The 20,453-nt window shown below is 71.8% G+C and carries 18 protein-coding genes; 7 read left to right on the plus strand and 11 right to left on the minus strand.

Annotated features, from left to right (window positions below; genetic code table 11):
* The 3 genes from ABUW04_RS06860 to ABUW04_RS06870 are packed head-to-tail and all read left to right on the plus strand — an operon-like array spanning nucleotide 1 to nucleotide 4,503.
* Nucleotides 1-2,499 (plus strand): type IV secretory system conjugative DNA transfer family protein, encoded by a 2,499-nt coding sequence (locus ABUW04_RS06860; RefSeq protein ID WP_380563571.1) that lies wholly within the window; start codon nucleotides 1-3, stop codon nucleotides 2,497-2,499.
* A gap of 11 nt (nucleotides 2,500-2,510) precedes the next feature.
* Entirely contained in the window at nucleotides 2,511-3,554 is a 1,044-nt protein-coding gene (locus ABUW04_RS06865) for a replication-relaxation family protein (RefSeq protein ID WP_380563572.1), read from the plus strand.
* Nucleotides 3,555-3,558: 4 nt separating this feature from the next.
* The gene (locus ABUW04_RS06870; protein ID WP_380563573.1) at nucleotides 3,559-4,503 is read left to right on the plus strand and encodes an NlpC/P60 family protein; all 945 of its coding nucleotides are present in this window, start codon (nucleotides 3,559-3,561) and stop codon (nucleotides 4,501-4,503) included.
* 9 nt (nucleotides 4,504-4,512) lie between these two features.
* Here ABUW04_RS06870 and ABUW04_RS06875 read toward each other — a convergent pair whose 3' ends face one another.
* Nucleotides 4,513-5,556 (minus strand): SPFH domain-containing protein, encoded by a 1,044-nt coding sequence (locus tag ABUW04_RS06875; protein ID WP_380563908.1) that lies wholly within the window; start codon nucleotides 5,554-5,556, stop codon nucleotides 4,513-4,515.
* Nucleotides 5,557-5,839: 283 nt separating this feature from the next.
* Between ABUW04_RS06875 and ABUW04_RS06880 the strand changes: the two genes are divergently transcribed.
* From ABUW04_RS06880 to ABUW04_RS06895, 4 genes are all read left to right on the plus strand, one after another.
* Complete coding sequence (locus ABUW04_RS06880; RefSeq protein WP_380563574.1) at nucleotides 5,840-6,784, plus strand: hypothetical protein; 945 nt, start codon at nucleotides 5,840-5,842, stop codon at nucleotides 6,782-6,784.
* A 311-nt stretch (nucleotides 6,785-7,095) separates the two neighbouring features.
* Nucleotides 7,096-7,512 carry a hypothetical protein gene (locus tag ABUW04_RS06885; RefSeq protein ID WP_380563575.1) on the plus strand — a complete coding sequence of 139 codons (417 nt, stop codon included), beginning with the start codon at nucleotides 7,096-7,098 and terminating at the stop codon, nucleotides 7,510-7,512.
* Entirely contained in the window at nucleotides 7,509-8,252 is a 744-nt protein-coding gene (locus ABUW04_RS06890; protein WP_380563576.1) for a hypothetical protein, read from the plus strand. The genes ABUW04_RS06885 and ABUW04_RS06890 overlap by 4 nt, the downstream gene beginning before the upstream one ends.
* 245 nt (nucleotides 8,253-8,497) lie before the next feature.
* A complete protein-coding gene (locus tag ABUW04_RS06895) occupies nucleotides 8,498-11,779 on the plus strand; it encodes a hypothetical protein (RefSeq protein WP_380563577.1) in 3,282 nt (1,093 codons plus the stop codon).
* A gap of 140 nt (nucleotides 11,780-11,919) precedes the next feature.
* Here ABUW04_RS06895 and ABUW04_RS06900 read toward each other — a convergent pair whose 3' ends face one another.
* The 10 genes from ABUW04_RS06900 to ABUW04_RS06945 all read right to left on the minus strand — a co-directional run bounded on the left by ABUW04_RS06900 (nucleotide 11,920) and on the right by ABUW04_RS06945 (nucleotide 20,446).
* On the minus strand, nucleotides 11,920-12,435 hold the full coding sequence (locus ABUW04_RS06900; RefSeq protein ID WP_380563578.1) for a hypothetical protein: 516 nt from the start codon (nucleotides 12,433-12,435) through the stop codon (nucleotides 11,920-11,922).
* Nucleotides 12,436-12,495: 60 nt separating this feature from the next.
* On the minus strand, nucleotides 12,496-12,930 hold the full coding sequence (locus ABUW04_RS06905; RefSeq protein WP_380563579.1) for a hypothetical protein: 435 nt from the start codon (nucleotides 12,928-12,930) through the stop codon (nucleotides 12,496-12,498).
* Nucleotides 12,931-12,994: 64 nt separating this feature from the next.
* Complete coding sequence (locus ABUW04_RS06910) at nucleotides 12,995-13,300, minus strand: hypothetical protein (protein WP_380563580.1); 306 nt, start codon at nucleotides 13,298-13,300, stop codon at nucleotides 12,995-12,997.
* Nucleotides 13,301-14,119: 819 nt separating this feature from the next.
* Complete coding sequence (locus tag ABUW04_RS06915; RefSeq protein ID WP_380563581.1) at nucleotides 14,120-16,795, minus strand: BTAD domain-containing putative transcriptional regulator; 2,676 nt, start codon at nucleotides 16,793-16,795, stop codon at nucleotides 14,120-14,122.
* Between the two features lie 98 nt (nucleotides 16,796-16,893).
* A complete protein-coding gene (locus ABUW04_RS06920) occupies nucleotides 16,894-17,334 on the minus strand; it encodes a TadE/TadG family type IV pilus assembly protein (RefSeq protein WP_380563582.1) in 441 nt (146 codons plus the stop codon).
* A complete protein-coding gene (locus ABUW04_RS06925) occupies nucleotides 17,331-17,783 on the minus strand; it encodes a TadE/TadG family type IV pilus assembly protein (protein WP_380563583.1) in 453 nt (150 codons plus the stop codon). Before ABUW04_RS06925 ends, ABUW04_RS06920 begins: the two co-directional genes overlap by 4 nt.
* 70 nt (nucleotides 17,784-17,853) lie before the next feature.
* Nucleotides 17,854-18,273, minus strand: coding sequence for a TadE family protein (locus tag ABUW04_RS06930; protein ID WP_380563584.1), 420 nt, complete (start codon nucleotides 18,271-18,273; stop codon nucleotides 17,854-17,856).
* Between the two features lie 121 nt (nucleotides 18,274-18,394).
* Nucleotides 18,395-18,601: a hypothetical protein gene (locus tag ABUW04_RS06935; protein ID WP_380563585.1), complete on the minus strand. Its 207-nt coding sequence runs from the start codon at nucleotides 18,599-18,601 to the stop codon at nucleotides 18,395-18,397.
* A gap of 52 nt (nucleotides 18,602-18,653) precedes the next feature.
* The gene (locus ABUW04_RS06940; RefSeq protein WP_380563586.1) at nucleotides 18,654-19,562 is read right to left on the minus strand and encodes a type II secretion system F family protein; all 909 of its coding nucleotides are present in this window, start codon (nucleotides 19,560-19,562) and stop codon (nucleotides 18,654-18,656) included.
* The gene (locus ABUW04_RS06945) at nucleotides 19,559-20,446 is read right to left on the minus strand and encodes a type II secretion system F family protein (protein ID WP_380563587.1); all 888 of its coding nucleotides are present in this window, start codon (nucleotides 20,444-20,446) and stop codon (nucleotides 19,559-19,561) included. The genes ABUW04_RS06940 and ABUW04_RS06945 overlap by 4 nt, the downstream gene beginning before the upstream one ends.
* Between the last annotated feature and the right edge of the window lie 7 nt (nucleotides 20,447-20,453).

Raw genomic sequence — 20,453 nt, forward strand, 5'->3', positions numbered from 1 at the left:
GTGACCCACAGCCCAGTCCCGGCGACGATGCCCGTCCCCGCCCCGCACTCCGACGGCGGCGTTATCGGCCGCTACCTGCAAAACCCCCAGGCTCCCCTCACCCGCCTACCGGACCTGCTGTCCGGTGCTGTGGTGGCCGACGGCTGGTGGCTCGCCCCCACCGTCGCCCTGCTGGCCGCCGCGGTACGCGCCGCCCAGGTCTGGGCGCACTACCGACGCCAGCGCCAGCTGACCGCTGTCGGGCACACCCTGGTGATCTGGTCCCCACCCACCGTCGAGCCGGCCGGCGCGCACGCCCTGTGGTCGCATCTGATCGGGCTGCTGCGCCCGTGGTGGAAGCGCGCCATCGGACTGCAGTCGCACCTGGCCTTCGAGTACCACTTCACCCGAGCCGGATTGACCGTGCGCCTGTGGGCCCCGGAGCAGGTGCCGCTTGTCCTGCTGCAGCGCGCGGTCGAATCCGCTTGGCCCGGCGCCCACATCAGCAACCCGCTCCCCACCCCGGTCCGGATGGCCAAGTCGCCACCGTTCACCACCGGTGGAACCTTGCGGCTGGCCCGTCCCGAGATCCTGCCGATCCGCCACCAGCACGACACCGACCCCCTGCGGGCCCTTCTCGGGGCCGGACTCGCCCTCGGCGAGGGCGAGTCGGCCACTGTGCAGGTCCTGGCCCGGCCCGCCACCGGCACCAGGGTCCGCCGGGCCAAGCACCAGCTGCGCACCCTGCGCCACGGCGGAACCTCGCCCACCCGCCTGGCGGCGCTGTTCGACCTGCTCACCCATCAGCCCTCCAGGACAGTCCGCGGCCAGCGCGACCCCGAACAGGCCGACCAACTGCGCGCCGCCCTGACCAAAGCCGCCGGACCGCAGTGGGAAACGGCGGTGCGGTATGCCGTCACCATCCCCACCGACGACGGCCCGATGACCGGCGAGCCGGCACGGCGAGCGGCCCAGGGGCGGGCGCGGGGGCGGGCGCACGCGGTGGCCTCAGCGTTCGCCGTCTACGCCGGACGCAACTGGTACGCCCGCCACCGCCTGCGCCACTCCGAACACGCCCTCACTCAGCGGCATTTCCCGCGCCGCGCCGACCTGCTGTCCGTGCCCGAGCTCGCCGCTCTGGCCCACCTCCCGCTGGACGCCGGAGCGCCCGGGGTGCAGCGCGCCGGTGCCCGCGCCGTCCTGCCGCCCACCGCCGTCCCCGCCCTGGGGCCGGGGGTGAAGCCGCTGGGCCGCGCCGAGATCGGACCGGTCCGCCCGGTCGGCCTGCTGGTCCCGGACGGGCGGCACCACCTGCACATCATGGGCGCCACCGGTTCCGGCAAGTCCACGCTGATGGCGACCATGGTCCTCGCGGATGCCGAGGCCGGACGCGGAGCGCTGGTGATCGACCCCAAGGGCGACCTCGTCCTGGACATCCTCGCCCGTCTGCCCGAAACCGCCCTGGGGCGCACCGTGGTCCTGGACCCCGGCGACTTCGGCGCCCCGCCGCGCCTGAACGTCCTGGAGGGCGACCGCGCCCAGGCCGACGTGGTGGTCGACAACCTCGTCGGGATCTTCCGCCGCATCTTCACCGCCTTCTGGGGACCGCGCACCGACGACGTCATGCGCGCAGCCTGCCTGACTCTGATGACTTCACCCACCGCCGGCGAGTGCGTCACCCTGGCCGACATCCCCCGTCTGCTCACCGAACCCGCCTACCGCCACCGCGTCACCGCCGGACTCGCCGGCTCCGACAAGACCCTGCGTGGCTTCTGGGACTGGTACGGGCAACTCTCCGAGCCCTCCCGCGCCGCCGCCACCGGACCGCTGATGAACAAGCTGCGCGCGTTCCTGCTGCGGACCTTCGTCAGCGACACCATCGCCTCCGGCCCCTCCACCTTCGACCTGGACACCGTCCTGGACGGGGGACTGGCCCTGGTACGGCTCCCGAAGGGCGTGCTGGGCGAGGAGACCTCCCGACTGCTGGGCTCCTTCGTGGTCGCCAAGACCTGGCAGGCCGCCGCCGCCCGCGCTGCCAGCGGTGAAGGCAGCCGCAGGGATGCCGCGATGTACCTCGATGAGGCGCACAACTTCCTGACCTTGCCGTACCCGCTGGAGGACATGCTCGCGGAGGCCCGCGGCTATCGCCTGTCCCTGGTACTGGCCCATCAGCACCTCGCCCAACTGCCGCACGATCTGCGCGAGGGCATCTCCGCCAACGCCCGCAACAAGATCATTTTCAATGCGTCGCCCGAGGATGCCCGCGATCTGGAACGCCACGTCACCCCGGCGTTGACGGCTCATGATCTGGCCCACCTCGGCGCATACCAGGCCGCCGCCCGCTTGGTCGTCCACTCCGCCGACCAGAGCGCCTTCACCCTGCGCACCACCCGCTTGCCGCCGAAGACCGACGGCCGGGCCACCGCCGTGCGCACTTCCTCCCGCGCCCACTTCACACCCGCACCCCTGGCCTCCACGACCAAGGCGCCGGCCGAAGCGCCGACCGGCGAAGCGAACTGAAAGAGCCTCACATGTCCGAATCCCGTACTGTTCCGCCCGCGCCGCTGCTGCGCGGCGGCCCGCGTACCGCACCCGCCCCGTCCGCCGCGCGTGGCCGGCGCCGGGCGCCGCTGGCCGCGCTGGCCTCTCGGTTGACCGAACGCGACGCCTGGCTGCTGGAGATGCTCGCCGAGCACACCGTCCTGACCACCGCGCACATCACCGCCCTGTGGCACACCGGCCAGCGCTCGGCCAACCGCCGCCTGCTGGCCCTGCACCGACTCGGGCTGCTCGACTCCTTCCGCCCTCGCCTGCAACGCGGCGCCGCCCCCGAGCACTACCTCCTCGCCCGCACCGCCGCCGACCTGCTGTCCGCCCGCTACGCCACCACCCCTGCAGCCCTGGGCTGGAGCAGCGAACTGGTCACCCGCACCGCCTACTCCCCCCTGCTGGCCCACAACCTGGGCGTGGCCACTTTCTTCACCCACCTCGCCACCCCCAACGACCCCGAGCTGGGCAGAGCCTCGGCCTGGTGGTCCGAGCAGCGCTGCCAGCAGCTGTGGGGGGACCTGGTACGTCCCGACGCCTACGGCCGCCACACCCGCACCGACGACACCGGCACGGTGGGGTTCTTCCTGGAGTACGACACCGGCACCGAGGCCCACGCCCGCCTGGCCCGCAAACTCGAGGAGTACGCCGAAGCTGCCTCCGCCACCAGGATCCGCCCGCTGGTCCTGTTCACCCTGCACAGCCACCGCCGCGAACAGAACCTGCACCACACCCTGGCAACCCACCCCGCCCTCGCGTCGGTCAATGTCGCCACCACCGCCCGCGACCAGGCCGCCCCCGGTCAGGCCGAACACCACCCGGCCCAGGCCGTGTGGCTGCCGCTGGGCCGCCCCGCCACCCGCACCCGGCTGCTGGACCTGCCGGGCCTGTGGCCGGTCGAGCAACGGCCCACCGGCGACGTCGAGCAGGCCGCCGCCTGGACCCGAGGCGTCGCCATGCCCGCCCCCGACCCCCGCTGCCCCCACACCCCGACCCCGTTCGCCCCAACCCGGCCGCCTCGGGCGTAGGCCGATGTCGGACAGCGCCGCCCGCGCGGCCACCGGGATCGCGGCGGGCTGCGCGGGGACGCTCCTGCTGCTGGTCGCCGCGATCACCGCCGTGATCACACTGGCCGTGGGGGCGCTGACCGGGGGTCTGTCACTGCTCGGCGGCGCACCCCCCAGCAGTGCGGCGCTGGCCGACATCCCGCCCGCCATGCTCACCCTCTACCAGCAGGCCGCCGCCACCTGCCCCGGCCTGCCCTGGAACATCCTGGCCGGCATCGGCAAGGTCGAGAGCGACCACGGCCGCGCCAAGAACCAGGTTTCCTCCGCCGGGGCCCTGGGACCGATGCAGTTCCTGCCCGCCACTTTCGCCCAGTACGCGCGGCCCGTTCCGTCCGGCGGCGCCGTGCCGGCCACGCCCTGGGACCCGGTGGACGCGGTGTTCGCGGCAGCCCGGCTCCTGTGCGCGGCAGGCGCGAAGGATGGCAGGGATATTCCGCGATCCATCCTGGCCTACAACCACTCCTCCGCCTACCAGGCCGAAGTCCTCGCCTACGCACGCCAGTACGCCGACGCCGTCCCGACGACGAGCGGCGCCGCTGCGAAGGCGATCGCCTACGCCCAGGGACAGCTCGGCGTCCCCTACGCCTGGGGAGCCCAGAGCCCCGGGGTTGCCTGGGACTGCTCCGCGCTGGTGCAGTCCGCCTACGCGAGCGCGGACATCCGCCTGCCGCGCACCGCCCAGGCCCAGTACGACACCGGACCGCTCCTGCCGCCCAGCGCCCCGGTCCTGCCAGGAGACCTGATCTTCTACGGCTCCGGGCCGAATGACGTCGTCCACGTCGCCATCGCCGTCTCACCCACGATGATGATCAACGCTCCGAGGCCCGGTGAAGGCGTCAAGTATGACCCGGTCGTCACCGGCCAGCCGATCGTCGGCCACACCCGCCCGGCTTCGTCACTCGCAGGATGAGAGCACAGGTCAGACACCCAAGATATGACCGGCTTCCAGAATCAGGTCCGCCGTCGCGCTGCCGGCCACCGCGATCGCGGTCGGTGCCACCGAGGTGCGCCACTGGCGCCACAGGCGTCGGGCGGCTCCGGCCTGGACCGGGCGGTGCTCGGTGCGGGCCGTGACGACCTCCGCGTGCAAGGCCTCGATCGGCTCCAGGACCGCGGCCTCGGCGGGCATGCGCCCCTCGGCGACTCCGGCGTGCACGTGGGCGACGAGTTGCGCTAGGAGCGGTTCGAGTCGGTCCGCCGCGTCAGCGGCGAGGAACGTCCGGTTGTCCTGGGTGTTGGAGTCGGCCATCTGTTGTACGTTGCCGCCGTTGATGGTCTGCTTGCCGATTCGGTTCTCGCTCATCTCCAGCTCGCTCCTGTTGGATTGATGCCCGATCGGGCTGTCCTGGTACTGATGGAGGTGCACGACTCCGCCGTTCACGGCCAGGAAAGCGGCCGAGGGCGACTCATGCTTGGCTGCTTTCCTGGAGCCCTTGGGGGTCGCCGGGCTCACTCTCGTCTCGCCGATGGTGAAACCGACCCACTGGATGGTCAGGCCCCAGTCCTCGGCAGCCGGTGTGAGCTTGCTCTGGATGGACTGGCCGATCTCCTCCAGAGTCGTGCGCGCATCCTCGGCCGCGAGCCGCGCTACCGCGTAGCTCAACTCATAAAGCGTCCGGCGCTCGATCGCCTGGATGAAGCTGGCGACCGCGTAGGTGGCCTTCTTCGGGTCGGACACCACATACTGCACGGTGGCCTCGATGGGCACTTCGAGGCCGTCCTGAGAGATGACCGCTCTCAGCGGGAACGGCACGACCTGAGAACGCATGTCGAGACGATTGCGAACGGTGCCCGTGATCGGCGTCATCCAGTGGAGCCCGGAGTACAGGACCCGGTCGTAGCGTCCGAAGCTCTCAACCACGGCGGTCGATGCCTCGGGGATCACCTGCACGGATCGGAGCACGCTTGCGGCGAGCCCGAAGGCCGCTGTTCCGATGGAACCCCACTTCAGTACCCGCCGCATGCTCACCCCCCAGAGCCTGCTCCATTGTGGAGCGCCCGCAGGTCCCGCGTCCCGCGATTGCACTTCTCCTCGCCACCCTGGCACCGCCCGGGCCCCGGCAAGGAATCGCAACTCATAGGACGAGCAGACCAGTTCCCCGTCGCTGGACATCGTGGCCGATCAGAGCGTTGATGGAGCTGTCCGGACGACGCAGAGCGCACTGCGCGGGCATTTCGGGCGGCGCTATCGCCGCCCGCCCCGGCCGGGGACCCCCCAACCACAGCAAGGTACCTGGAGGTCCCGCATGTCCAAGTCCAAGTCCAAGATGACGTCCACCCCCGCTGGTGAGACGCCGGGCGACGACCCGACGCGGGGGCTCACCGGAGTCCCCCTGGCCCTGGCCCAGGCGCTGCTCACGGAACCCGGCGGCGCCCCAGCCCTGCTGGCTCTGGCGGCGGGCACCAGTCGGCCCACCGCCAGCCGGGTCCTGGTCGCCATGGAGGCCCAGGGCCTGGTGCGTCGGGAGATCGGCGAGCGGGGTGAGGGCAACGGCCGCGGCCCCGACCGCTGGTACCTCACAGCCGTTCCGACCATCGACGTCATCGAACAGGACGTCACCTCCGAACCCGCCCCGGACGAAGAGGGCGAGCCTCCCGCCGAGGGAGGTGAACTTCTGGAGCCGTTCTCCGAGGAGGTCGCCGTGGGAGAGGCGGCAGCCGACACCGCGTCAGAGTCGGGCGAGGCCAAGGACCACGACACGCAGCAGAGCCTCACCGGCGGCGGCGAGGCCCGGAGGGCGGAGGGTGGAGACGGGGGCGAGGCGCAGGAGCAGGCCAACGGCTGCTCCGAGGGAACGGGCGTACCTGGCGACCAGAGTGAACAGCTGGACAACGGGCGGCCGTCGACGGGGGACTCGGTGGCGCCATCCGGCTCCGGACCGGTGGTGCCCCCAGGACAGCCGTGCCCGACCTGCGGTCACCAGGTCCGGCCGGCGACCCAGCGGGCCGTGTCCGGCCGCGGTACCCGGCTGGGCCAGGGGCAACTGCACGAACTCGCCCTGGAGCACATGCGCGCCCACCCGGAGCAGGAGTGGACTGCCACCGCGGTCGCGAAGGACATCGGCCGGTCATCGGGGGCGATCGCGAATGCGATGGCGACCATGGTGAACCGGGGCGAGGCAGAGATGACCTGTGCGGCCCCGCGCCGGTACCGCGCCCTGCCCCACGCGAAGCCGGCCAGTCGGGAGTAGCAGCGTGTCGCAGCGGCCCGTGTCCCGGCGGTCATCCGCGCTGGGACACGGGCCCACTGTGGCGGAGGAGAGCCACGGGGTCGTTGGTGTCCTCGTGTTGCACCTCGCGATCTCCGGCATTCTCCGAACAGTCCACGAGTGATGTGGGCATGATGGTGATCGCTTGACCTGTGCGACGGTGAGCTACTCGGCGGTCGCCCGATGGGTCCGCTGTTGGCCTTGTGCCGTGCTTGTCGGGCTGCGGGGTTCCTGACTCCGGCCTCGTCGTCATCAGAGGCGAGGGAGAAGTTGTTGACCGAGGGGCGGGGGCGATGCTGACATGGGCTGACGCCATGGCTTGTGGCGCGGGCGGCGGATTGATCGCCGAGGTGATCGTCACTTTCGGGCGTCTTCGTGCCTGGCAGCAGGCACGGCATGCGGCGCGGGCGGTATCGGGTCCGCTTCCGCTGATTGGCGCCTTCATCGATCCGGCTGCGGACTCGCTCGCCGCGCTCTTTCGCGTGGTGCTCGGGGGAGCGGCCGGGTGGCTGCTCCACGCCGAGGTCACCGGTGTCTACGCGGCCGTGACCGTGGGCGCGTCGGCTCCGGCACTGTTGGCTCAGATGGGCAGGGCCACCACTGCCGCCGAAGCGCTCCGTGGCGGCCCGGAAATAGATGAACCGGGTCTGCATCCGTCTCAGACGGGACTTCCCGGGGCGCCACCAGTTCACGGGGAGGCGGCCCCTTGAGCCCCTACATCGCCCGACGCGCATGGGAGTCGTTCACCGGCAGCGTGATGCCCCGTCACGTGCCACTGGCTGCCCGCGGACGCGAGGGATACACGCTGTGGCGGCGGACCTGGGCCTCCTTCATCGGGTTCGACCTGCCCGACCGACGGAACACGCTACCGACGGCGGCGAGGTCCCGGGGAGCGGCCCCCGTCGCACAAGCCACGGCTTCGGGGCGGCTGCCCTCGGACCAGCCACTGGCCGGCCGGCTCAGCCCCGGAATGTTCGTGCTGCCCCAACTTCGCTCCGGGAGTGTCCTGGCCGCCGCCGGAGCGGACGCTGTGGCGCTGGAGACCTCGTCCCCGGACGGCCGGGCCCGGTTCCTGGTGCGCCCCGGTGGGCTCGCCGAGTCCCCGTACAGCCTGGAGCTGGTGCTGAGTGGCGTGGATGCCTCCCGTCCTCTCATGTCCACGATCAGCTACATCCAGTCGGACGGCTTCGAGCGGGTGCTGCTGGTACCGGTGCTCCAGGGGCCGTTCGGACCTCCTGCGTCGTTCGTGCGACTGCCTGGCTGGGGCGTCGACACACCGTGGCAGGCCGCAGTCGCGGTCACGGTGACACCGGGCACGGCTTGGGACGCGGCGGCGGTCGCAGACTCGGTCCGTGCCGCGCTCAACGAGGCGACCCGCGGTGCCTGGCGGCGGATTCGTGAACTTGTCGACGATGACCTGCGCGACGCCATCGACCGGGCCCTGCGGTGAGGACCACCGGCGAGGAAGGGCGCACCCAGAGCCTGACTGATGGGACACGGCGGCGTTATAGGACGCCGGGTTGGCTGCCTCGACGACGATCACACCTTCGGCCTGGCCTGTCCCCTGACCGGGATAGGCTCGAAGAGGTTGCGAACGGAACGAACAGCCCGCAGAGCACGCTGGCCGGACTGTTGGGTGAACGGCAACTGTGGTGGAAGGCGTGCAGCGAGGCAGTGCGCACCGAGCCTTCCTGGATGTTCGATCAGCGCAGCGAGGCGCTGAGGGACTGGATCGACGCGACGGCGCCGGACCAGGGTCCCGGCAGCGTGAAAGCGGCTGGCCACGCGTACCTGCTGGGCCGCGCCCTGAGCGCACCGAAGGACCGGATCGGTGAACACGACGAGGCCCTGACCCGTTTGATGGACGCGTGGAGACAGAGTGGGATGACCTCGGCGCATGCCACCGCCGGGCCGGCCCGGGCATCCGGCAGGGGCCTGGGCGGCCTTTCCCCGCGCGTCGCTGAAGGGTTGAGCGGCGTCCTGGACCGCATCGAGGACCTGCACAGCACCGGCGGGAGTGTCGGGTCGACCGGGCCCGAGAGAATCCTGGTGATCGCCGCCCTGCTGATGTCGGGCGCCGGGCTACGCAGGCGACCCCTGGTGCGCGTGCCGGTGGTTTTCGGGCATTCTTCCCAGCCAGGACATGCCATCGTGGAGCAAGGAACCACAGGTGTGCTGGAACTGCGTGAATTCCCAGCGGGACCGGCGGGGCTGTACCCCGACCCGCGGGCCATGGCCGGCACGAGCAGCGCGAGCGGTCACTTCGCGGAATCTGTGGGTCATGCGTGGAACCTGGCCCGGCCCAGAGGCGAAGGCCGCTGCGTGCTGTGGCGGATCGTGCTGTCCGACGACCCGCTTCCTCCGCAGCGGATCGATGGCCCCTCGCTGGGCGCGGCTTTCGCACTGGGCCTGCGCGAACTGCTGCGATACCCGCGGGATAGTCGGCCGAACCTGGCCCAGGTCCGTGGGACCTTCTACGGACTGCGGCCGCGGACGGCCGTGACAGGGGAGATCGACGGCGGTGAACGCCTGCTCAAGGTCAGCGACATGGACGCCAAGCTGCTGGCCGCTCGCCGCAAGGGGATGCGCCTGGTCGCGCCCGCCGCGAACAGGCTCGACATAGCCCCGGCGCCCGGATCTGGGAACGTGAGGTTCGCCGAGACGCTGAAGCAGGCCGACCGGTACGCACGAAGGTTCCGCACCGGCCGTCTGGCCATTGCTGCACTCGTACTCGGCGCGATCGCGTCCGGAGCGTTCGCCCTCCAGCAACAGGACTCGGCGCGCTCAGAACAACGAGCGGCCCTTGTCGGCCGGATCGCCGCCGAAGCCAACCAGTTGAGAAGCGCAGACCCATCCCTCGCGGCCCGGTTCGACGTGTCCGCCTACCAACTGGAACCCACGGCCGATCTCTACACGCAGCTGATCGCGGATGCGAACAGTCCCCTGTCCACCGTTTTGAACGGCTACTCCGGCGGTGTTCGCGCGGTGGCGTTCAGCCCCGACGGCCACACCATCGCGGCCGTCGGCAACGATGCCGACGGCAGTAGCACGGTGCGACTGTGGAACGTGACCAGTCCCGCCGGTTCCGTGCCCATCGGCCAACCCCTCCGGCACCTCAATGGCGCCTATTCGCTGGCGTTCAGTCCCGACGGTCGCATCCTCGCCACCGGGGGCATGAGCACCGGTGACACGGTGCGCCTGTGGAACGTTGCCGACCCAGCCCATCCCCTCGCGCTCGGACAGCCCCTGCGACACACGTCCGCCGGGGGCTCAGTGGTGTTCAGCCCCGACGGCCGCATCCTCGCCACCGGTACCGACCACCTGGGGGACGAGCAGCTGTGGAACGTGATCGACCCCGCCCACCCCGCCCCGATCGGCCGACCCCTCCACCACGCCGCCCCGGTCGATGACGTGGCGTTCAGCCCCAACGACCGTAGCCTGGCCACCATCGACGGCAGCGCCACGGTGCGGCTGTGGAACGTTGCCGACCCCGGCCACGCCGTGCCTTTCGGACAGATCACGACCGTACAGACCGGAGATGCGCAGTCGCTGGCGTTCAGTCCGGACGGTCGCACTCTCGCCACCGGCGGCCTTGACCACGCGGTGCGGCTGTGGAACACGGCCGACCCGACCCATCCCGTCCTGCTGGGCCCTCCCCTGACAGGTCACACCGGCGCGATCACTTCGATGGCGTTCGGCCCGGACGGCCACACCCTCGCCACCGCCTCCAGCGACGACACCGTGCGCCTGTGGAACGTCACGAACCCCGCCCGACCCGCACCGCTCACCCACCCCCTGACCGGCCACACGGGTGCCGTCTCCTCGGTGGCCTTCAGCCCCGATGGGCGCGCCCTGGCAACGTCCGGGGATGACCACACCGTGCGCCTGTGGACCCTCCCGGCCGCGCTGATGACCGGCCACACCGACGTCGTCGACGCCACGGTGTTCCGACCTGATGGGAGAGTCCTGGCCACTGCCTCCACGGACCACACGGTGCGGCTGTGGAACATCGCGGACCCAGCGCACCCCACCTCGATCGGCCGCCTCGGCGACTTCGCCGACACCGTCTATTCGATGGCGTTCAGCCCGGACGGCCGCACCCTCGCCACCAGCGTCCTCGCCGAGAATCGTGTGGAACTGTGGAACGTCAGCAACCCTGCCCACCCCGCCGCGCTGGTCCGACTCGAGAACTTCCCCTCGAACGTCGATTCAGTGGCGTTCAGCCCCGACGGCCACACCCTCGCCACCGCCACCTCCACCGCAGTCGTCGGTCGGGACAACAGCGTGCGGTTGTGGAACGTGACCGACCCGGCCCGCCCTGCGTTGCTCGGCCAGCCCCTGACCGGCAACTCCAGCCCGATCAGCTCCGTGGAGTTCAGCCCCGACAGCCGTACCCTCGCCATCTCCGGCGCGTACCCTTCCGACGCCGTGCGATTGTGGGACGTCACAACACCTGCCCGCCCTGTCCCCTTCGGCCGCTCCCTCCCCGGGGGCGCCAGCTCGGTGGTGTTCAGCCCCGACGACCGCACCATCGCCACGATCACCACCGCCGGGCGCGCCGGTGCCCCTGGCGACGGCACGGTGAAGTTGTGGGATGTCTCCGACCGCACCAACCCGATTCCCCTCGGGCAGCCCCTCAGTGGCTACCCCAGCCCCGTCACGGCCGTGGCGTTCGACCCCGACGGGCACACCCTCGTCACCATCGGCAGCGATGTGCGGCTGTGGAACGTCACGGATCCCGCCCGCCCAGCCTCGATCGGCCAGCCCCTCGGCATCTACGTCGACGAGGTCGGCTCGGTCACGTTCAGCCCGTACGGCAACGCCGTCGCCACCGGCGGCTACGACGGTACCGTACGCCTTTGGCAGCTGGGAGCGGACCAAGCCGCTCAGCAGATCTGCGACACCACCGGTACCCCCACGCGGCAGCAATGGCAGCAGTACCTCGCCGGGATTCCCTACCGCGCCTCCTGCGGCTGACGGTGGATCTGCGGCTGAGACGAGGCGGCCAGCGGGGCAATCGGTCACTCGAGGCCACCTTAACCAGGCTTCAGGATAGGCAAGTTGATGGCCCGATGATGGGCCGGGGCGGTCGCTGCGGGGCGGCCCCGGGTTCGGGGTCAGTGGTGGCGGGCCGTGCAGCCTCGGTGGCCGCAGCCTCCGCACCAGCCGCCGCTCGCGCAGGCGCAGTTGCAGGGCCCGTTGGCGCCGCGTGCCCGTGAGACGGGGCGGTGTCCGGCGGCCGGGCGCTGGGCCGGGAAGAGGACGGTGGCCCGGGCCCTGGTGGTGGGCGGGGCGGCGGCCAGGTCCAGGCGCAGGGCGAGTTCCCCGTTGCCGTGGCGGCTCAGGGCGGTGAGCAGCTCGGGAATGGCGGGGTCGATGGTGCCTTGGAGGACGATCCCGCAGGCGGTGATCAGACGGTAGGCGGCCTCGGCCGTGAGCCACTGGGCGAGGTCCTCGGACGGGTCGGTCTGGTGCTGGCGGATCCAGGTCATGGCGATGCCGGTGGCCAGGAGTTCGTCCAGTTCCCAGTGGGTGTCCCGGTCGGTGAGCAGGACGTGGGCGCAGTCGGCCAAGGCGTACCGGACCAGGTCGTCGCGGTCGGCGGGGGAGGGCATGGGGCGGGTGTCGGACATGGGAGGTCCTGTTCGGTGGGTCGGGGCCACCGGTGGGGTGGCCCCGGGCGGTTGGGGCGGTCAGTGCTGCTGGGTGGCGCGTGCGGTGAGGTGGAGGTGGAGTTCGGTGAGTTGGTCGAGGGTGCCGCGGAGCTGGTCCTGGTGGGCGATGGCCATGTCGATGTCCGCGCCCAGGGAGGTCATGGCGGTACTGCCGATGCAGGGGCTGATCCGGCCCCCGGCGGCCAGGCGTCGGGCGTAGTCGCCCAGGCAGGCCAGGTGCCGCTCCAAGGTGTGGGCGGTGGCGTCCAGGCGGTGGATGGCCTCGGCGATCTGGGTGGCCGACACGGTCAGGGCGAGGTCGCCGGTGGCCTCCGCGTCGGCGAGAAGGTCACGGGTGCGGGTGTAGCCCAGGCGGGTGTGCAGGAGGTGGCGGCCGGGGACCCGCGCAGGGTCCGGCCCGTCGTCGGTGGTCTGGGTGCTGGTCTGGGTCGTGGCGGGGTTCGGGGTGGTCATGGTTCGAGCTCCTCGGGGTGCGGGCGGGGCGGAGTTGCCGCTCCGGGTGGATTGCTGCGCGGGGTCAGGGGTGCATCGGGCAGGGGCCCGGGGCGGCAGTCCGCCGCTCGGCGGCGGTGTCCTGGTCGAGGTCGGGGGCGAGGTCGACTTCGTAGTGGGCGGCGCGGATCATGCGGGCTGCGTCGGTGGCCATCGCGTTCTCGCGCTCGGTGCCCAGGTCGTAGGGCAGGCGGTAGTAGCGCTGGCCGAAGTACTCCTCGCGCTGGAATCCCGCGCGGACCAGGAGCAGGTGGATCAGGGGGTCGTAGCCGTGGGCGGTGGTGCCGGAGGTGGCGTGGCGGCAGATGTAGACGGTCGGGCTGGGGGCCATTCCCGGTCCTTTCTCGTGCCCGTCGGGCATGGGTGTCCCGGGGCAGGGTTTCCTAGTGGTATTCCGCCGGGGCGGATTCCGTGCTTTCCGGTGTTCCCGGGCACTTTTCAAAGGTATCTCGACGTCGCCGACGAGTCGAGCGAAATGAGGGCTGGAAATTGCTGGAATATCGGCGAATTCACGACGCTTTGCAATTCAATTCCTGGGGTCCTCGACGCAAAGCGTCGTGACACCCCCCGTGCCCGACCGGTCCGCAGGCGCGCCTCGCGTGGCGGGCGATGGGCCACTGTTGGTGATCATGGACCTCGCCAGCCTCTCCATGATCATCTCCAGTGCCGTTCGGCCCCGCCGGGCGGGTGCCGGCCGACTGATCTGGAAAGCAGGAGAGGGGTGAGGGAGGCGAGGCAGAGGAAACGAGGGGTTGCGGAATGAACAAGACGAGAGAGGGGGATGACGGTCAGGAGGATGGGGCGGCCGCGCGGTTGAGGACCGGGAGGGACAAGCCCCGGGTACTGAGTCGGGGTGCTGCTTCTGCGTCTGATTCGGTGCTGACCTGCTGTTATGTTCTGTACGGGGATGTCCATGCTGTGGGTGGACACGGTGGTGGACGCCCGTGGTTGGACGGGCGTGGTTGGACGGCCCGTCGGACTGCGGTCCGTGCCCGCGATAACGGCTCGGTGCTGGCGGCGCTGCCCGCGGGGCTCGACAGGCCGACCGCCCCGGCGGTGCGGCTATCGCTTCACCTGGGTGCGCTGCCTGGCCGCTGGGACTGGCGCGGTGGCGGTCACGACCATTGGTGGCATGGTCGCGGGGATGCTGTCAACGTCGGACGGTGGGGGCGGCGCTTGGGTTGAGTAGGGTGGCGAAGGCTCGCTGGACGGTGGTGTTGGGGGCCAGGTCGAGTTCGCGAAGGCTGCGGGTGAGGCGTTCTTGCAGGCGTTGGACGGCGTCGGTGCTGCCGCGCTCGGCGTGGATGCGGGCCAGTCGCAGGTGGAGCTGCTCGTTGTAGGGGTCGTGGGTCAGGGCGCGCTCCAGGTGTCCGATGGCGACGTCGGGGGTGGCGGCGGCGGTGGCGAGCTCGTTGAGCAGGGCCAGGACCTGTTCGCGGGCGTGGGTGCGCGGGCTTTCGAGCCAGGGGTGGTCCCAGCCGGCGGCGAGGTCGCCGGTGTAGAGGTCGGCGGCGTGCTGGAAGGCGTCCAGGCGTTGCGCGGTTCCGATGGTGGTGCGGGCGGTGTGGACGGCGGCGTGGAAGTCGTCGAGGTCGGTGCCGGTCTGGGCGGGGTCGAGGCGCCAGCTGCCGCCGTTGCCGCTGGCGATGATGAAGGGGACCGAGGTGCTGGCGTTCAGGTGGTCGCGCAGGAGTCTGCGCAGGCGGGTCTTGGCCGCGTGGAAGGCTTTGGTCGCGGCGTCGTTGTCGCGGTCGGGCCACAGGGCTTCGATGGCTTCTTCGCAGGTGGCGCCCCGCGGGTGCAGGGCCAGGTAGGTCAGGAGCTGGCCGATGGCGCCGCTGGTGGCCTTGTCGATCTCGGTGCCGTTGCCGTGGACGGCCAGGCGTCCCAGCAGGGTGATCCGCACCGGTACCGCCCGCTCGGATTGGCCCGCAGTCGATGGGTCCAGGACGGAAGTGGGGGTACGGGCCGGCGAGATGTTCTCGTTGCCGCAATTCTCGCTTTGCGGCATTGCGGCACCCGTGGCGGATTTCTCGGCAGCCAGTGAATCCTCGCGCGTGCCCTGCGCGGGAACGGCCGACGGATTCTCCGTGACAGGCTCCGAAGGATCCCCGCTGTTCTCCGGGCCCGGGAATTGCGCGGACGGACGGGGTGGCGGTTCGGGGGATTCGACCTGGTGCGGCTCGCCGTTTTCCTGCGGGCACTGTCCGGTGTCGAGCAGGGTGCGGGCGAGGGCGTCGGCGGAGTGTGCGCGCAGGTGGAAGAACTGCAGGTTCTGCCGCTGGTGGGTGCCGGTCAGGCGGGCGTGGCCGTCGTCGGCGATCTCGACGGTGGCCAGGCCGGGGCTGTGGTGGTCGAGCAGGAGCACGCCGAGGGGGTAGGTGTCCGCGGCGGTCAGCAGGTGGCGCAGGCGCCGGAGTTGCCGGGCGTCGAGGTGTTCGGCGACCAGGTGCAGCGGCGCGGGTGTGTGGCCGGGGTCCTGGTCGCGCAGGCGGGTGCCGCGCAGCAGGTGTTCCTCCAGGGTGTCCAGCCCCTCGTCGACGGTCTCCACGACCAGCAGGCCCGGCCGGGTTCCCGGGGCGGCGTTCTGGGCCAGGACGGGACACAGGAGGGAGAGCGACTGGGCTGGGACGACGAGTTGGGGATCGACCGCGGTGGAGGCGGTGGTGACCAGGGCACGGGCGGCGTCGTGGGCGCCGTCGCCGGTCAACACGAGGAGCGGCTCCGTCAGTTGGGCCAGCAGCTCGGTCACGCCGAGGGTGCTCCCGTTCGCGGCAGTGGCGATGCCGGTGGCTGCCGTGGCCGGTCCCGGCGCTGGCCCGGCGTTGGGCCGTGGCTGATCGCTGGCGGGGGTGGCCGCCTGGTCGGCGGTGTGCTGGTTGTGGCGGATAGTTCGCAGGGCCAGGACCAGGGTTTCGCGCTCGGACGGCGGGTCGGGGTAAGTATTGGTCTCGGTCAGGGACTTGGGGGCGTGTGAACGTCGCCGGGTGCGGGAGAGCTGGACGGCGGCCAGGACCACGGCACCGGCCAGGGCGTCGCCGACGTAGCCGGCTCCGGCCGGTAGCCGGGTGCCGGAGTGCCGCTGCGCGGCCCTGGCAACCACCGGTGCTGAGGCGGGTGCCGGTGGCGTGGTGGTGGAACTGCTGCTCGTCGCCGTGGAACTGGCAGGAACCGAGGCGGACGGCGGCGCTGGCGCCGGGGCCGTCGGCGTGATCGCGGTGGTGCCGGTCTGGGGCAGGTGGAGGTGCCAGCCGGGGTAGATCAGGTCGGGGTCGCGCAGACGGTGTCCGTCGTCCTGGCGTTGGGTGCGGCTGAGGTGGTAGATCTCGGGCCAGCGCAGCGGGTCGCCGAGCTTGTCGCCGGCGATCGCCCACAGGGTGTCGCCGCCGCGCACCGTGACCTCAGCCCGGCCAGTGTCGGCTGAGGTGTGGTCGGCGCAGGGCGGCGCTGTGGCGGTGACGGCCGCTGCGGCTGCAGCGGTGCTGGTCTGGTCCGGATTGCTGGCGGGCGCGGTGCGCAGGGCGGTGGCCAGGCCCAGGATGATGCCGCCGACCAGGATGCCGGTCATGGTGCGGCGCACAGCGGTGGGGTGGACCTCGAAGTCCCGCAGCAGGACGGGCAGGTGGCGTAGGTGCCACCAGGTCTCGCGGAGGATCAGCAGGACCAGGACGGTCCAGGCGGCCCAGCCGGTCCAGGTCAGTGCGCCCTGGACGGTGGTGATGTCGACGGGGCGCTGGACGAAGGCCAGAACCTGGACCAGAGAGGGGAGTTGTCGCGGGGTGTAGGCGTCGGCGTAGTGCAGCAGTACGGCGGGCAGCGCTGCCACGACTGCAGCCAGGGCGGCAGCGCTGGTCAGCGCTCGGAGCAGTCCCAGCGGGCGAATCCACCGGCGGCGGGTGCGTGGCAAGGGGCGCGGGATGGCGGTCATGGGGCGGCTGCCGTGGTGGCCGCGCGGGCGGTGCTGGTGGCGGAGACGTTCAGTGCGCCGATACCGATCATCGCGAGGAAGGTGGTCGGGACGTGGGCGGTGACGTGGACGGTGACCTGGGTGTGGTCGGCACTGGCGGTGCCGCGGGCGCCCTGGGCGTCGAGGTAGGCGGTGGCGTCGCGCTTCGCCAGGTTCGGGTCCAGGGTGACGGTGGCGGTCTGGCGCAGTGCATGCAGGTCCAGGGCTTGGGCTCCGGCGCGGGCGGCGTCCTCGGCCTGGCCGAGGGCCTGGGTCTTGGCGGCGATGGCCTGTCCGCAGTCGACGGCCAGTCCGGTGAAGGCCAGCAGGCCCAGGCACACCGCGGCGGTGAATGCGGTGATCGACCCCCGGTCCCCCGGCCCCCGGTGTCGGGGTGGCTGTTGTGGGTGACGCGTCATGGCGCGGCCTCGCGGTAGGTGAAGGTGTCGACGGGGGCGGCGGCACGGCTGGTGCTGTCGTGGTGGCCGGGCAGCGGCAGGCCGAGGTCGCTGAGCGTGGTGGTGCAGGTGACGGTCACTGTCGCGATGCCGCCCGCGCGGAAGGCCCCGGCGTCGGTGCTGACCTGGACGCTGCCGCAGGTCCGGCCCTCGCCGGCGAGGGTGGATTCTGCGGCTTGGCGCGCGGCCCGATCGGCCGAATCGGGGTCGCGGGCCAGGGAGGCGGCGCGGGCGGCCTGTTGGGCGGCGGCGTCGGTGTCGATCCGCGCGGAGACCATCCGGGACATCGCCACCACCAGCAGGAGCAGCAGGACGATCAGGGGAGTGATGAGGACCATTTCCACCGACGCGGACCCGGCATCCCGGCGCCGGGAGCGCGGGCCGGTCCGGGCAGACGACGGGATGCGCATCAGGCACTCCTTGCGGGACGAGAGTATGAGAGGGGTGACAGGACGAGTGACGCGCGGGGGCGGACGGTGGTCAGCGGCCCGGCGGGACCGGCTCGTACTTCTCGACGGGTCCCGTGTCGTGGGCGGTCACGCGCAGGTGCAGGCCGGGGATCAGGGAGGTGACCTGGCCGCTGACCTGGACGGTTGCCACCTGGGTTTCGCGGGTGACGGTGACCGTGGGCTGTTCCAGGACGCCGCCGGCCAGTTGCGCCAGGGCGTCCTGGCCGCTGGCCCTGCCGGCGGCGGCGCTGGAGTCCTGTTCGCGGGCGGTGGCCAGCGCGCGGACGGCGGCGGCCTGGGCGATGTGGTGGGCGTACTCGGCCAGGGCGAACTGCACGAAGCCGAGCAGGACCAGCATCAGCAGCGGTGTGATCATGGCCAGTTCCACCGCACTCGCACCCCGGTCCGAGCTACTGCCGCCGAGCGCGGGGTGCAGACGGGGCACGGTCACCTGCGCCCGACGCAGGGTCGTGAACCGGATGAGGCGCTGGCAGAGTCCGGGCACCGGAGGGCTCCGTTCCACCCGGTGCCGAGGAACAGGACAGGCACCGAGTTCGATTGGTGACAGACGGTCAGAGGTTGATGCTGTTGGCCTTGGCGATGACCTTCGTGGAAATGATGCCGATCACGGTGACGGCCAGGATCACGAGCAGCGCGATGATCAGTACCTGTTCGGTGCTGTTGCCCTCGTCGCGCACGGCGGCCTCGCGCAGCTTCTCGGACAGCTGCCGGGCGCGCAGGCGGGCCTGGATGTGGAGGCGGGCGCAGAGGGTGAACACGGGTGGGCTCCTTGCGGGATCGGGCTGGTGGCGCGGGACGGCGACGGGCGTGTCACAGCGTTCCGGTGACTCTGGCCAGGGCGGGGAAGGCGATCAGGACCAGGAAGGCGACGAAGAGCAGGACCACGGGCACGCTCATGTGCTCGGTGGCCGAGGTGGCGAGGGCTTCCTGCTCGGCCAGAAGGTGGGTGCGCAGCGAGGCGGCCTTGGTGGCCAGGGAGTTCTTGACGCGGGCGCCTTCGCTTCCGGCCAAGGCGATGGTGCCCGCCAGTTCGTCCAGGTCGGTCAGCTGCAGGCGCTGCCCCAGGGCCTGCAGCGGGCCCCAGGGGTCGGTGCGGGTGATCTCGGCTTCCCGCAGCGCCTGCTTGAACAGGGCGAACGCGGGACCGTGGGCGGCGTCGGCCGCGTCCTGCAGGGCCTGGGTGACGCCGGTGCCCCCGGCCAGCGCGACCGAGGTGATGTCCAGGACCGCCGACAGGGCCTGGCGGACTTCCTCGCGGTGGCTCTTGGCGGCGGTGCGCACCGTGTGGTCGGGGACCATGAACGCGGCCGGGACCAGGACCGCGCAGCCCCACAGCGGCAGCGTCCAGCTGTGGACGGTGCCGGTGGCGGTCAGGGCGAAGCCCATCAGCAGTGGGACCAGCAGTCCGAGCAGGGCGCTGGTGGCCTTCTCCGCCAGCAGCGTCTCCACCGGCCGGTCCAGAGCACGCAGATCAGCCCGCACCCGGGCGCCCGGCAACCCCAGCGCGGCCAGCCGCGGAACCAGACGTCGGCCCAGCGCCGCCGACCACGACCCCCCTCCCGGCGAACCGGTCCCGGAGGCAGCGGGGCCGCGGACGGCCGGGGCCGGGGCGTGGGGGCGCAGGTGCTCGACCAGTGCGGGGCGGGCGGGCCGGAGCGCGGTGTAGGCCAGCCACAGGCCGGTGCCGAAGGCCGCGCCGAGCAGCGGGACCAGGATCATCGGACCACCTCGGCGGACGTGCCGGCCCGGCTCGCGGCCAGCATGCGGGGGTCGGTGCGGAAGCGCGCGAGCCGGGCCAGGTAGGTGAACGACACGGCGAACAGGGCGCCGACGGCCAGCAGCACCAACTGCCCCGTCGCACTGCTGTAGGGGGCGGTGAACGTGGGGACGAAGGTGACCAGTCCCAGGACCAGGCTCAGAGTCGTGGCCACGATCATGCGCACGGCGGTGCGGACCTGGGCGCGCGAGGCGGCTGCCTTGATCTGCATCCGGGCCTGTTCGCGGGCCGTACCCGCAAGAGCGGCCAGCAGGTTGCCCAGCGAGCCGACCTGACGGTCGCTCGCGTTGATCAGCGCGATGACCACCAGGTCCGCCAGCGGATCCTCCAGGTCGGCGGCCAGCTGTTCCAGCGCGTCGGTGAGGGGGACTCCCTCGTCCAGGCGTACGGCGAGGGCGGTGACGGCGGGTCGGATCGGCAGTGGCGCGTACACGGCGGTGGCCTGCATGGCCTGCTCCAGGCCGGAGGCCGCCGCCAGGGTGTCGCGCAACTGCTCGGTCCACCCGGCCACCGCCTCCAGGCGCTCCACCCGCGCGCGCCCGACCCGGTCCGGGCCCAGCAGCACCGGCAGGTACCACGACGCTGCCGCCCCCAGCAGCATCGCGACCGGCCAGCCCGTCCACCAAGCCGACCCGGCCCCCACAGCCAGCGCCACCGCGACCCGCCGCACCGGACGTGGCCCGGCATCCAACCGCGACCACCAGCCCTCGACCAGGACCGGTGCGCCGCTGACGGGTTGGCTGGCCGGGGGAGGGCGGCGGACATCGGCCAGAGCCAGCGCGGACACGAAGACCCCGCCCCCGCACAACGCTCCGAGAGCAGACATGAGCACC

It is taken from the genome of Streptacidiphilus jeojiensis (assembly GCF_042510965.1).
Lineage (GTDB): Bacteria > Actinomycetota > Actinomycetes > Streptomycetales > Streptomycetaceae > Streptacidiphilus > Streptacidiphilus jeojiensis.

Excerpts from the sequence above, each read along its gene's own strand:
- ABUW04_RS06865 (WP_380563572.1), top strand. The coding sequence starts at position 2,511 with ATGTCCGAATCCCGTACTGTTCCGCCCGCGCCGCTGCTGCGCGGCGGC.
- ABUW04_RS06870 (WP_380563573.1), top strand. The coding sequence starts at position 3,559 with ATGTCGGACAGCGCCGCCCGCGCGGCCACCGGGATCGCGGCGGGCTGC.
- ABUW04_RS06875 (WP_380563908.1), bottom strand. The coding sequence starts at position 5,556 with ATGCGGCGGGTACTGAAGTGGGGTTCCATCGGAACAGCGGCCTTCGGG.
- ABUW04_RS06880 (WP_380563574.1), top strand. The coding sequence starts at position 5,840 with ATGTCCAAGTCCAAGTCCAAGATGACGTCCACCCCCGCTGGTGAGACG.
- ABUW04_RS06885 (WP_380563575.1), top strand. The coding sequence starts at position 7,096 with ATGCTGACATGGGCTGACGCCATGGCTTGTGGCGCGGGCGGCGGATTG.
- ABUW04_RS06895 (WP_380563577.1), top strand. The coding sequence starts at position 8,498 with ATGTTCGATCAGCGCAGCGAGGCGCTGAGGGACTGGATCGACGCGACG.
- ABUW04_RS06900 (WP_380563578.1), bottom strand. The coding sequence starts at position 12,435 with ATGTCCGACACCCGCCCCATGCCCTCCCCCGCCGACCGCGACGACCTG.
- ABUW04_RS06905 (WP_380563579.1), bottom strand. The coding sequence starts at position 12,930 with ATGACCACCCCGAACCCCGCCACGACCCAGACCAGCACCCAGACCACC.
- ABUW04_RS06910 (WP_380563580.1), bottom strand. The coding sequence starts at position 13,300 with ATGGCCCCCAGCCCGACCGTCTACATCTGCCGCCACGCCACCTCCGGC.
- ABUW04_RS06920 (WP_380563582.1), bottom strand. The coding sequence starts at position 17,334 with ATGACGCGTCACCCACAACAGCCACCCCGACACCGGGGGCCGGGGGAC.
- ABUW04_RS06925 (WP_380563583.1), bottom strand. The coding sequence starts at position 17,783 with ATGCGCATCCCGTCGTCTGCCCGGACCGGCCCGCGCTCCCGGCGCCGG.
- ABUW04_RS06940 (WP_380563586.1), bottom strand. The coding sequence starts at position 19,562 with ATGATCCTGGTCCCGCTGCTCGGCGCGGCCTTCGGCACCGGCCTGTGG.
- ABUW04_RS06945 (WP_380563587.1), bottom strand. The coding sequence starts at position 20,446 with ATGTCTGCTCTCGGAGCGTTGTGCGGGGGCGGGGTCTTCGTGTCCGCG.